The sequence below is a fragment of the Calothrix sp. 336/3 genome, from assembly GCF_000734895.2.
Classification (GTDB): Bacteria; Cyanobacteriota; Cyanobacteriia; order Cyanobacteriales; family Nostocaceae; genus 336-3.
In genome coordinates, this window is record NZ_CP011382.1 from 3,305,652 (window position 1) to 3,319,160 (window position 13,509).

A 13,509-nucleotide genomic window follows, 5' to 3' on the forward strand; every position below is an offset into this window, starting at 1 on the left:
TGTTAGCCAGACAACACACAATGCTCTCTTTGCCGTCTTAATCTGTATCAAGAGGGTATCTACTATGGCGTAATTCTTAATTTTTCATTGGGAGCGTTTTTTATGCGTCGAAAACTCTGTTTTGGAATGATTGCCATACCCGTATTTATCTTAAATACAGGGCAATATTTTTCTGTAGGGAAAGAATTGCAGGCATTAACAAACAGTACTCACTTAAGTAATTCTTTACTTAATAGTAGTATCTCACAAGCTATTCATTCTACAGAAAAAGCCATACCGTTACAAATTGACACCAGGGATGAAAAAATTAGAGATTGTATACGTTCGGGAAATTGCAAAGACTAGCTAATAATCATTCATTGATTCTTACTAAGTAATGATTTCACAGGGGTATGTGGCTTTTATGTTGAGGTGAAGCAAAAACTTTATACTTAGAACTGATATGTACTAAAAGTATTGAGTGATAAATATCAGGATATCTAATTACTCAAAAGTGGAAATATACTTTGATTAATTATATCAAGGATATGCATTAATTTAATGGATGCTGTTATTTTTTCGGAAATGTCTGAATTATTATGTCTTTAAACTAGGGTATTTTGAATGTAAATAACAATTTACCCTAGGATATTTTTATATCTATTTTATGTGGATTGTGATAACTTTCTGCTACTACTTATACATTTATTTGGGAAAATGCAGAAATAGCTGCTAATCGTTTGATGTAGCTTAAGAGACAATATCAACAACTTCCAATTTTGTGTATTCGCTATAGGTATCTAGTCATCAAGGTAAATGAAGGATGACATAGCAAGGAGATGAGAGTATTCCTTGGTGATATTTTGTGCGTTACGATGTTATATTTAACACAATTGTGATGTGGCAGGAAGAAAAATCTACACTGCAATTTCCCTGCCCCATAAGAAATAATTTCCTAAGTGTAAGCTGAACTCAAGTCAAGAAAATCAGACATGAGCCTGTTCATTCAGTACTGAGAAGACAGGAAAATATTGATTTCACAAATATTTTTGATATTGCATGATAATTCTCTGGATAGTCAGAAATACTATTTACCGAAATATCTATATAATACTTATGCGAAGAAAAGCTGAAGTTGTAGCGATACTGACTGAAGCTAAGATTGTGGGTGAATTATAGGTATTATGAAATTTCTGGAACTTGTATTAGAGAATTTTGGACCCTATGTAGGAAAACAAGTCATCAATCTGAACCCACAAGTTGATGCAGAAAATTCCCGCCCGATACTATTGTTAGGGGGGATGAATGGTGGGGGAAAAACTACCTTAATGGATGCGATTCGTTTAGCACTTTATGGTTCTCGTGCCCAATGTTCAACTAGAGGAAATCTCAGCTATGGTGATTTTCTTAGTCAATGTGTTAATAGTCATACATTAGGTCATGAGAAAACCCGAATTGAATTAGCATTTGAGCATATTGAAAATGATCAGCCGATAAGATATAGGATAGTTAGAACCTGGGATAAAAACCCGAAGGATGGTAAAGACCATTTAGGTATTTTAGATATTCGGGATAATGATGAATGGCTCCATGAAGCCTTAGCAAATATCTGGGATGAATATATTGAAAATATATTACCTTTAGGGATATCAAATTTATTTCTGTTTGATGGGGAGCAAGTTAGAGAACTTGCAGAATTGGAGACTCCTCCAACTTTAGTAGTTGATGCTATTCGTGCTTTATTGGGTTTAGAGTTAGCAAATAAGCTGGCTTTAGATATAGATGTGTTAGTTAATCGCAAGCGCAAGGAACTAGCAGATAGTCAGGATTTGGAAAACTTAGAAGCGATAGAAGAAGAGTTAAAAGAATTACAAGAGCAATATCAACTGACTCAAGAGCAAGAAACATCAATTGCAAAATATCTCCAGGAAGTAGAGAAAGAGCAACAGGAAATTTTTGATAAATTTGTGGCAGATGGTGGGAAGATTGCCGCAGAGCGTAGAGATTTAGAAAAACAGAGGGATTGGAAAAAAGGCGAGATTGAAGAATCACGTCAAGGAATGCGTGATTTAGCTGCTAATATTTTACCACTAGCATTAATTGAACCATTGTTGATAAAAAGCCAAAATCAAGGGGAGAAGGAATTTAGAATTCAGCAAGCACAAATAGCTAGGGATATTATTTTTGCAAGAGATAAAAGATTATTAGATTGGATGGTGGAGCAAAATATTGCTGAGAGTGAATTGGAAAAAATCAAGGATTTTTTGTCAACGGATGTGACGAGCTTAGATGCAAGTTTGTTGCAGGGGGAAGAAGCTTGGTTATTACCTGATGGCGAGACATTAAGTCAGCTAGGAAATTTACTTTATTATTTGCAAAATTCTAAAAATTTAGCGAAACAACAACTAGTAATTTTAAAATCAAAAGAAGAGGAAGTAGTTAATTTAGAGCGGCAAATACAAACAGCAGCGTCTCCAGAAGAATATACTCAATTAGTCACAAATTTAAAGAATTCCCAACAGCAAGTAGCTGGGGTGAGGGGAGAGTGGGAAGTGACACGTCGTCGTTTGGCAGAGTTAGAAGCAGAAATTGAGAAATTAAAAAGAAATTTGCAGGAGTATACAGAAGATACTCTTGATAGGAAAAATACCCAACATATTATTGCTGCTTCTGTAAAAGTGCAAGAGACTTTAAAGTTATTTCGAGAACGTTTGACTTTGAGAAAGTTAAATAAATTGGAAAGGGAAGTGACAGAATGTTTCCGTTATTTATTGCATAAATCGGATTTGGTACATCGTATTGCCATTGATACTCATACCTTTAGATTGTCTTTGTATGATTTACAAGGAAAAGTTGTTGCAAAACATCGTTTATCTGCTGGGGAAAAGCAATTATTAGCGATCGCCTTTCTCTGGGGATTAGCGCGAGTCTCCGGCAGGCGTTTACCAGTAGCAATTGATACTCCCCTAGGTAGGCTTGATTCTTCCCACCGTAATCACTTGGTAGAACGATATTTTCCCACTGCTAGTCATCAGGTAATACTGTTGTCTACTGATATGGAAATCGGTCAAAAAGAAGTCACATTGCTGAGAGAAAATGAGGCGATCGCCCGTGAATATCTCCTAAAATATGACTCTTCTACTCGACAAACGCAGATTGAAGAAGGGTATTTTTGGTAACTCGAAAAGTGTGAGGTTAGAGTATAATTACTTAATCTTTTTCCGGAAAGGTTTGTACCTTGCCATCGGGGCTTAAAACGGCACGAATCCGGATGCTTTGCCCATTCTTATTGGCAGAAACAAAGGGTTCACCAATTAAAGGCATCCCTGTGCGATCAACGTAATCTCTAGCGGGTTTATTCAGGGGGAGAATGCGTTCAATCGTTCCATCCACGCCCACAATCAAACTATATTCCACAACTTGTTGTAACCCTTCGGGTGGTTGCCAGCGTTTTTTGAGATAATCTCTAGCTTCTGCCACCTGGGGTGTGTCAAAGATAGTGCTATTTGTGGCTACTTGGTTAGAAGGTTGACGACTTTCTCGAATCCGACTAGTGAGTTTTCCGGGAGTATTATTATTTGCTTCCGTGGTGGTACTCAGGGAAGATGTTGGCTCCAGGGCATTTAAATCATTAGTGGGTAAGGTGCTAGCGGAGGGAGGCAGGTTCGCGATCGCGGTGGATGTATTCGGCGCTTTTCTACTAGCAATTGTAGGTATTTTGGTATTGGGAACAGTGGTGGTAGCACTACCCAATTGGGGATTAAAGCTTAACGGGGGTAATTGTGTGGAGCTAGGGACATTATTCTTAGTATTGGGCTTTGCCGTTGCCGTCAGCACATTTCCCGGTACTACCTGAGTTGTACTTGGCAAAGTTTTATTGCCAGATGTGGCAAGGTTAGGGGGAACGTTAGCTGTGGGTACAGATTGAACGCTTGGAGGTAGGGAAGAAGTAACTATGGGCGTATTATTACCCATGGTAGGCATAGAGGGCAAAGCATCGGGGGGAGTCAGAGCAGGTAAGGGAGTTGCTAAAGTCGTTGCCGGAGAGGGTGCAACAGCAATAGTTTCTGGGGTAGAAGTAGATTTTGCCGTTGTTGCCACTTGATTTTTGCTGCCACTAATGGCGCTAATCAGTTGGGGAAAACGTTGCCAAGTTAGCCCCACGCCTAAAACAAGAACAGCTGCAATCGGTGCCCACAGAGGAAACGCTGCAACTTTTTTGCTAGATGTTAATTTGGGTAAAGCCATGACATCGGCAGCATATTCATCTAAAGCCGTTGCCAGGTCAAACAGTTGTAATAAATTGAGATTAATAAAAGAAGTGGAGATTTGTTGCCCCAGGGAACCCAAAAATAGTTTGTGAGTGAAATATTTGCCAGGTTCTATGCGGATACCAGACGGGGAAATTGGGGAAATTCCTGCCTGGGCAAATCGATTTTCTGAGGGTTTATCTAGTAGTTGGGTTTCCGCCGTGGGAGAAATGATAGTGCTGTCGAGAAGATTAGAGTATCGTTTCCAGACAGTATCAGGAGACTGTTGTAAAAGTTCCTGAACATAGGTACTAACTACAGCAGACAAAGCTTCAAGTTGATCGCGATCGCCCCGAATAACCAGCTTTTGATTATCCGGTACTTGGGGATCGTCCAAATGCAACTCAAAATTTAAATCTTTCAGGACAGATTTTCCCATCCAACGGGACAGAGGAGAACTCTGTGCCAAGACTTCTAGGGTACAAGTAGGTGGTGTATACCGACGGATTTGAGAATTTGATAGAGGCATGGCAGGAAGCAGAACATTTAGGAATGGGGAATTTTAGATTGCTCCGATGAATTCCCAGAGCTGCGTCTAATTGGGAATACCCGGATGGTTGGGGCTATGCCCTGAGCGAATGAATTACGTATCAGTACTGACTTTTAATGCCATTACTTCTTCTAGTGATACGCTTTGGCGTTAAGCTAAGTCTCAAAGGGACAGGCTCCGCGAACGCCTATCGCAAATCCAGAATCTAAAACTTGCTGGAACGATCCATGAGTGCTAGCCAGAGGCGACGATGTCCACCGGAACTGCTATAAAAAAGTAAATCTATAAGTAATTTTAGAGCTAGGTGAGTCAGTTGGTCGGTGGAAATTGTTTCGTCTTCCTCCATACGTTCTTCGTAGGTATTACAAAAAGCGTCTATGTAATCCCCTAGCAAAGCTACTTGGTGAGGTTCACGGTTCGCTTCGGCAGCTTGTTCCAAAGAACTCACAGCACGACGAATAAATTCTTGGTGCTGTTTAGCAAGGTAGCAGATAATCAAAACTAGCGATCGCGCTTCTTCCACATCCAGCTTTTTCCGTCCCCCCTGTCCTTTGCGGAGTGGATTGGATTGTCGTAATCGCCACAAGGCAACGCGATCGGGAACTTTTGATTCTAAATTTAAATCAGTAGCCGCAGATAGCATGGCATCGGAGCCAATACCCGTTAAAGTTTCCAGCGCCAACAGCACCAAGTCTAATTGGGTTTTGATATTGTCCCAATGAGCCGAGTTAGGGGCAGGGAGTTGGGATAAATCCTCCCATTGGGAAATTGGAGTGGGTGTGCTAGCGGCAGAGTGCATAACATTTAGCATAGGTGATCAGGCTGGTAGGGACTATTGCTGTTACCCATTTTGAAACCAGACTCGCAATCTGCTGATTTGGTTTCCCAAAGAAATAATTCCTAAACTCCCTTTGTGTAAGGAAAACAGTGCATTTTTTGTTTCCAGTCTAGGTTGTGTGGTCAACAGCAGGAATTCTTGTATTACTTTATGACGAAATCTTCCCCAGCAAAAGCCAAGGGGAAAACACCCATCCTGATCGCTGTGGCTCAAACCTAAGAATTTCCGACTGTTAAGCTACTTCAGTCAATTCTTAATAAAATTTAAAGATTTGTGTTTTATCTGCTGATGGAATTTGAGCAGGTGTAATTTTGGAGATTTATCTGAACAATCTTGGAGAATGGTTTTAACCAACATCGGCAATCTTCGCGGGAGCGTCTTGAAGGTGTAAATTGTTTTTTGTAGTGCGGGCTTCTAGCCCAAGTTCTAAAATCACGAAGCAAGATGCTCCCTACTCTTGCTTATTACTCCTTACTCCTTACTCCTTACTCCTTACTCCTTACTCCTTACTCCTTACTCCTTACTCCTTACTCCTTACTCCTTACTTATTACTCCTCACTCCCTACTCCCTACTCCCTACTCAACTAAGAATTAACCAATATAGGCAATTGTGACTCCCGTTCCTCCTTCTGCTTGCTCTGCGGCTTCAAAACGGCTGACTCGTGGATGTTGGTGTAAAAAAGCATGAATTCCTTGGCGGAGCTTACCAGTACCATGTCCATGGATAATCCAGATTGCCCCATTTCCTTCCGCGATCGCCTTATCGAGAATAATTTCAGCATCAGCTACCCGTCTACCCCGTAAATCTACGGTATTCTGGGAGGTGCGAATTGTTAGGGTTGGTTCCGGTGGTGGAGGTGGAGTTGTGGCTTTGGGTTTGGCGATCGCCTCGGCTTTTTTCCCGTCTAAGGATTCCACATCCTGTAGTGTCACCGTCATTTTCATGATGCCGAAACGCACTGTCAGTTCTCCGTCGCTATCGGGTGCAGTGATAACTTCTGCCGTTTGCCCTAACTTGGCAATGCGGATGCGATCGCCCACCTTGGGCATAAAGGTGAGTTTGGCTTTGGGTGGCGGTGCGGGTGTAAATTTTTCGGCAATTTGATTCAGGGCATTGGTTGCCTGCTGGGCATCCTGGGCGCTAGGTGTACCCTTTTGCAGACGGCGAATTACCTGGGCAATTTCTCCTTTAGCTTGGGCGATCGCCTGTTGTACGGCGACTTCCTGGGAGGCTTTGAGAGCTTTTTCCCGCTCCTGTAAATTATCGGCTTTTGCGGATACTTCTTTGTATAATTTTTCCGCTTGCTGCAATAAATTCTGTGCTTCCGTGGCTTTGATTTCTTGGCGACGGCGCTGGGCTTCCAAACCAGCAATTACCTGGTTGACATCATCCGAGGCTCCACCAATTTTCTCCTTCGCAGCTTCCACTACCTCTGCTTTCAAGCCCAGACGTAGGGCGATGGCTAGGGCATTAGAGCGCCCAGGAATCCCCCACAACAGCCGATAGGTGGGAGAAAGGGTGGTTTCGTCAAATTCCACTGAGGCGTTTTCAAACCGCTCATCCTCGTATTTCAGTGCCTTGAGTTCGCCAAAATGGGTGGATGCCATGGTTAATTGGGTATGGGCAGCTAGGTGCTGGAGTAGGGCGATCGCCAAAGCGCTACCCTCTGCGGGGTCAGTTCCGGCACCCACTTCATCCAGCAGTACCAAGGAAGCACTGTCCTCTGCCTCCTCCCTATCCAAAGCTGATAAAATGCGGCTGATGCGGCGAATATGTCCAGAAAAAGTGGAGAGACTTTGCTGTAAAGATTGCTCATCACCAATATCAGCTAAAACCTGGTCAAACCAGGGTATTTCCACAGGTTCCCGCGCTGGTACAAACAAACCTACTTTTGCCATCAATGCCCCCAAACCGAGGGTTTTCAAGGTGACGGTTTTTCCTCCCGTATTCGGACCAGTAATTGTCACTACCCTAGTTTCTGGTTGCACCAGTAAATCTACGGGGACAACCGGATGTCCTTGTTCGTGCTGTTCCTGCCACAGAAGCAGGGGATGGCGCAGTTGTCGCAGGGTGATAATTTCCCCAGATTCACGGTTAATGAAGCGGGGAGGATTGGCTTTCAGCCAGAGACTATAGCGAGATTTGGCAGTGGCAATATCTAAGGTGGTGGCGATCGCCAGTAATCTTTCTAAGTCTTCTTGCGCCAGGGCAATTTGTTCAGTTAATACCCGACGGATGGCTTCCGCTTCTATCTCTTCCCGTCGTAGTAACTGTCGTAACTGGTTGCCCATGGGGACAACGGAATTCGGTTCAATATATAGTGTCACCCCACTAGTAGAGGTGTCATGGACGATACCAGGGATAGCATCTTTGTGGGAAGCCTTCACTGGAATTACAAAGCGATCGCCCCGTTGGGTAATTATTTGCTCTTGAACGGCGTTGGCTTTGACCTGCAAAATATTATGTAATTTTTGGGTAATTTGACTGCGTACCTGGCGCAATTCTCCCCGAATATCACTCAACTTTTGACTAGCGCGATCGGCAACCTGTCCCCGCTCATCGATACAGCGATGAATTTCCTGTTCAATTTCGGGATAGGTACGTAAATCTGCGACTAATGCTGCCAGAATTGGCAAATCCGGCTGATTTTCAATAACCCGCCGTAAATTTCTCGCCCCCGCTAGGGTTGTGGCGATCGCCAATAATTCATCCCCAGAGAGAATACCTTGCAGTGCTGCACGTTCCAGGGAATCACCAATATCCTGTACCCCATCAAAAGATAAACCCGTAGTTAGACGAGTTTCTAAGGCATAAATTTCCTTCGTTTGCGCTAGTAAAAGTTCGCTCTCCGCTTGAGAGTTGGGAATCGGTAAGTTACGAGTAGCGATCGCCCCTAGCTTTGTCGCCGCAAAAGTAGACAAATGCTGACACAGACGATGCCATTCTAGTAGTTCTAAAGTTTCCGCTTGAATCAAGGTTTTAATTATTTCAACTCTTGCAAAATTTCATCTTAATAGTCCGAATTCTATTAAATCAGACTAAAACAGTTGTCATAAACTCTTCAACTAAACTGAAAGTTTTGATAGCTGCTTGCATCTCCTTATCTCACCTGATGATTGACTCAAGCACTCTAGATGACAAACTTAGCAAAAAGCTCAGACCGTTTCCAGATGATGTACTTGTTCACCAAGTCGTAGTATTTGTAGTGCTAATCGAATTGTAGACTCATTCTGACCACCTTTGGGACATAGATAACAAAAGAAATCAACACCCTTTGGCAAGCTCAGGGGACACCTCAGAATCTTCCCAACCATGAGTATTTAGCCAAATTTCAGAAATAGGAAATTCCAGATTCTCCACCTTTTTCCCTGAGCCTAAAAAAATCGCTGCAAAGACCCCCACAATTTGATACTCTAGCTTAAACAGATTTGGGAAAATTAGTAGCGTGGACATTCAAATTGGGCGGGGAAAAGTAGCTCGTAGGGCATACGGAATTGACGAAATTGCTCTAGTACCTGGCAACCGGACTCTTGATCCGACTTTGGCAGACACATCTTGGCGGATTGGTAACATTGAGAGGCAAATTCCCATTATTGCCAGCGCCATGGATGGTGTAGTTGATGTGGGTATGGCTGTACGTTTATCTCAGTTAGGGGCTTTAGGTGTTCTCAACTTAGAAGGTATCCAAACTCGCTATGCTAACCCGGAACCCATTTTAGACAAAATTGCTTCCGTGGGCAAAGATGAATTTGTACCATTGATGCAAGAACTCTATGCTGAACCGATTAAACCAGAATTAATTGCCCAAAGGATTCAAGAAATCAAAGCCCAAGGTGGTATTGCTGCTGTAAGTGCTACACCAGCTGGGGCAAGTAAGTTTGGGGAAACAGTGGCGAAAGCTGGAGCTGATTTGTTCTTTATCCAAGCAACGGTAGTTTCTACGGCACATTTATCACCAGAGTCTGTTGTCACTTTAGATTTGGCAAAATTCTGCCAAGAAATGCCCATTCCCGTAATCTTGGGGAACTGTGTCACTTATGAAGTCACCCTAGATTTAATGAAAGCTGGGGCAGCTGCGGTATTAGTAGGTATTGGTCCTGGTGCAGCTTGTACTTCCCGTGGTGTGTTAGGTGTGGGTATTCCCCAAGCTACGGCGATCGCTGATTGTGCCGCAGCTCGTGATGATTATTATCGGGAAACGGGTAAATACATTCCAGTAATTGCCGATGGTGGCTTAATTACCGGTGGTGATATCTGTAAATGTATTGCCTGTGGTGCTGATGGTGTGATGATTGGTTCACCCTTTGCGAGGGCTGCTGAAGCCCCTGGACGTGGTTTCCATTGGGGTATGGCTACTCCTAGCCCTGTGTTACCCCGTGGTACTCGTATCAGTGTGGGTACAACTGGCTCCCTAGAGCAAATTCTCGTCGGTCCGGCGGGTTTAGATGATGGAACTCATAATCTTTTAGGTGCCCTCAAAACTAGTATGGGAACTTTGGGTGCAAAAAATCTCAAAGAAATGCAACAAGTTGAAGTTGTTATTGCTCCTTCTTTATTAACCGAAGGCAAAGTTTACCAAAAAGCTCAACAATTAGGTATGGGCAAATAAAGTCAAAGGACATTTTACTAGCTTGAGCCAACATTTTAGGTAGACTTCCTCTGGGAAATTTAAGATTTGCTTAACTATCCGATGATTGTAATCAAGTAGCAATCTTAAATTCTTCAATAAATTTTTCCTGAGACTGAAACAATCACTGGAAAAGTCGCGTATGTCGCCTACAATAGAGAAAGCGGAGACGCACGTTTCCGTTCACTCCTCACACCACACTCCGCCCGGACTATTGTTCGGGCGGTTCCTTATGTATTGTTATTCATAGTTCTTCCTAGGGATAAGCAATTTCAGTGGATTTTTGGGCATCTTATATAGTAACAAGCTATGTTGACTGATAATTTCAGATGTTGCCCCCACAAAAATTGACTGCTGCTGAACAACAAATCTTTTCCTTGGGGCGCATTCTCCAAAGCCTAAGGGAAGAGAACACTATAGAATCTTTAATTGCAACTACAGTTAGATATTTGCAAGAAGATTTTGAATATAAGTTAATTTGGATTGCGATGTACGATCGCCTGAACCATATTTTATTAGGTCAGGGCGGTATCACTCCTAGTAATGACAAAAATTACCTGAAACAGCATCTGGTGCTGAATCCAGGAGATTTGTTAGAGCAGGTAGTAACTGAACAACGTCCTTTAGGTGTAGCTGACTTACGTGCGGAACTGCGGGCGCAAGCATGGCAACAATTAGCACAAAAATATGAGATTCAGGGAACTATTGTTTTACCGATTCGTTATAAAAATCATTTTCTCGGTGTAATTCTCCTGGGTTCTCAACGTTGGGGCTATCTTTTGGGTGGAGAAGCCAGAGCTCGACTGATGATGATTTTAGGTGAACTGGGTGCAGCTTGGTATCAATTAGAAATAGATTCCCAAAATCAACAGTCTAAGCATCCGGAAGAAAAATTATTAAAATTACTAGAAAATATCCGTAATTTACAGAAATTAGAACTAAAGCTAAATGCTGTAGTGGAAGCTACTCAGGAATTTGTTTTACCTAGTCGGACAAATATTTATTGGTTAGATACAGAAGGGCGGTATTTTTGGCGACGTGCCAGTAATAAAAGTGCGAGTGGAGTTTTTCACCATGGCAATCAACAAATAGCTGGGATTACTATTCAAGAGCTAAGTGATTTTTACTACGCTTTGTCTGTGAATGAATTAGTGTTTATTGGTGATGGGCGTAGCTCTTTTCAAAGTAATTGTACAGTTAAGTTACTCCAACGTTTGAAAGTGCGTAGCTTGTTGGCAGCTCCGATTCTTCGTAATAAAGATTTGTTGGGTTTTTTAACAGTTGAAAGTAGCGAACCACGCATTTGGGGAGAAGCGGAACAAAATTTTGTGCGAGGTGCGGCAGGTTTAATATCCTTGGTGACACCTTTGGATGAAGTGGAAACGACGGTGCGACAGATTCAAGATGATGCCTATTTAAGTAGTCAAATCGCTCAGGGTATTTATACTAACAAGGATGTCCAAGAAATCTTGGATGATTGTGCTGCCAGGGTTTTACAAAGATTAGGTGCAAGTCGGTTTTTGTTACTTCACTTTGACAGTGAGCAAAATCAATATCAAATTTTTTATCAAAACCAATTACCTAACCGCCGGGGTTTAAATTTAGCATTTGAGACTCCTAAGGATATCGATTGGCAGTTATTAGCTGCTGCTGAGGTAGCTGTGGGAATCGAAAATCTAGAGGATGACTTGCGCTTTTTCCAGTGGCGACCCAATTTTATCGATAATGGTGTGCGATCGCTACTCATTAGTAACTCTAATCCTGGAAATTCTCCCCTAGGGTTACTGGTTGTAACTAGTGATACTCCTCGACACTGGATATCTAGGGAAAAGGAATTAGTTCAGGTAGTCAGTCAACAGCTGGGTGTGATTGTCCGTCAGTGGCAACTTCAGCGTCAAACAGAACAACAGCAAAAAATCTTACACAGTACTCACCAATGCCTAAGGGTGTTGGGGCAATCACAAAATACCTATAGTCAATCAATAGAAAAGTTACAATATTCAGCCTTACAACAAATCGGAGAAATTTTACATAGCCCTGCCATTAACCTTCTATATTGGTCTCCTGGTGATGCGATCGCCCAAATATATCCCGGTATAATTACTGATAGTCAATTTGCGATTAATCCAGAAGCGATTATTCCGATTTCTGAACCTTTAATCCATTGGGCTGTGACGAACGCTGGCTTACTGAGTTTTAAATTGTCTGAGCTACCCGCAGAAACACGTAAATGGTTACACGGTAGTGCCATCGGTCAAGTTTTAGTAATGGGTTTGCATACTGCGGATGACTATGAAACCACTGGTGTAATTTTAATTACCGACCATCGAGAACGTCAGTGGAGCGAGGAAAGTTTATATGCAGTGGAAAATTTAATTTTTCAATTGGCTTGGTTGCGACGAAATTTGCAAATTAATACTAAACTTCACAGCAAAAGTGCAGAACTACAACAGCTAAATTGGTATAAACATCGACGTTTAGAAGATATTCAAAAAAGTATCTCTCAAATCTTAGGGCAAATGCATGATTTGGGTATTCCGACAACGGAATTGACACAGATGCGCTACCAGCAATTACTACGTCAACTAGATAACACTAATGCTTCCATGACAACTTTGTTGAAATTGGAGCAATGGCAGTTGCACAGAAGTTGGGAAACGGTAACTATTGCCAGTTTGCTCAAGCGATCGCTGGAGCGGGTAGACAACCTGTTGAAAATCCAGCGACTCTGGGTTGGTGTCCATGGTTTGGGACAGGAGGATGGAGAAAATAATAGTAATCAAAATTATTCTCTCCTGCCTATCTCCGGGGAAAAACCTCAGACTTTAAGTATCGCTGGGGACATGGTGAAAATTGAATTAATTCTCCATGAACTCATAATGACTGCCTGTCAACGGGCACATACTGGTAGCAGAATTGATATCTGGTGTCGTCGTTTAGATGCCGATTCTTTGGAACTTTCCATTACTGATAATGGGACAATTGAGCCACAATTACTAGTAGAACTCAATCCAGAACTCTCTTCTAAGGATGTTTTGGCACCGTCTACCCTGGAAAAACCACCGGGTTTACATATGGCGATCGCTCGTACCCTCATGCAACAACTCGGAGGGGATTTGCAATTCTATCAACTTCCCGATAGCCGTTTAGTCAGCCGCTTAATTCTACCTTTGGCAGGAGAGTAAACAACTGATACAGACTTAGGATAAAGTCAGGCAAAACAGACTTTTGCCAATTTTCCTTTCCATCCTTGTCTTTTGCCAT

The 13,509-nt window shown here is 42.3% G+C and carries 7 protein-coding genes; 4 read left to right on the forward strand and 3 right to left on the reverse strand.

Translation table 11 applies throughout. The features are described from left to right. Nucleotides 1-102: 102 nt before the first annotated feature. Both IJ00_RS13950 and dndD read left to right on the forward strand, forming a co-directional pair. The gene (locus IJ00_RS13950; RefSeq protein ID WP_035153953.1) at nucleotides 103-345 is read left to right on the forward strand and encodes a hypothetical protein; all 243 of its coding nucleotides are present in this window, start codon (nucleotides 103-105) and stop codon (nucleotides 343-345) included. 818 nt (nucleotides 346-1,163) lie between these two features. Further along, a complete protein-coding gene (gene dndD / locus IJ00_RS13955; protein WP_035153955.1) occupies nucleotides 1,164-3,158 on the forward strand; it encodes a DNA sulfur modification protein DndD in 1,995 nt (664 codons plus the stop codon). 31 nt (nucleotides 3,159-3,189) lie between these two features. Here the strand turns inward: dndD and IJ00_RS13960 are convergent, their stop codons facing one another. The 3 genes from IJ00_RS13960 to IJ00_RS13970 all read right to left on the reverse strand — a co-directional run bounded on the left by IJ00_RS13960 (nucleotide 3,190) and on the right by IJ00_RS13970 (nucleotide 8,593). After that, the gene (locus IJ00_RS13960; protein WP_035153957.1) at nucleotides 3,190-4,758 is read right to left on the reverse strand and encodes a DUF4335 domain-containing protein; all 1,569 of its coding nucleotides are present in this window, start codon (nucleotides 4,756-4,758) and stop codon (nucleotides 3,190-3,192) included. Nucleotides 4,759-4,984: 226 nt separating this feature from the next. Beyond that, entirely contained in the window at nucleotides 4,985-5,590 is a 606-nt protein-coding gene (locus IJ00_RS13965) for a DUF3038 domain-containing protein (protein WP_035153958.1), read from the reverse strand. 618 nt (nucleotides 5,591-6,208) lie between these two features. Continuing rightward, nucleotides 6,209-8,593 (reverse strand): endonuclease MutS2, encoded by a 2,385-nt coding sequence (locus IJ00_RS13970; protein ID WP_035153959.1) that lies wholly within the window; start codon nucleotides 8,591-8,593, stop codon nucleotides 6,209-6,211. A 470-nt stretch (nucleotides 8,594-9,063) separates the two neighbouring features. On the opposite strand from IJ00_RS13970, the gene IJ00_RS13980 reads away from it, so the two are divergent. Together IJ00_RS13980 and IJ00_RS13985 are read left to right on the forward strand one after the other, a co-directional pair. Continuing rightward, a complete protein-coding gene (locus IJ00_RS13980) occupies nucleotides 9,064-10,227 on the forward strand; it encodes a GuaB3 family IMP dehydrogenase-related protein (protein WP_035153963.1) in 1,164 nt (387 codons plus the stop codon). Between the two features lie 347 nt (nucleotides 10,228-10,574). Next, nucleotides 10,575-13,430: a GAF domain-containing protein gene (locus IJ00_RS13985; RefSeq protein ID WP_035153964.1), complete on the forward strand. Its 2,856-nt coding sequence runs from the start codon at nucleotides 10,575-10,577 to the stop codon at nucleotides 13,428-13,430. Nucleotides 13,431-13,509 lie beyond the last annotated feature (79 nt).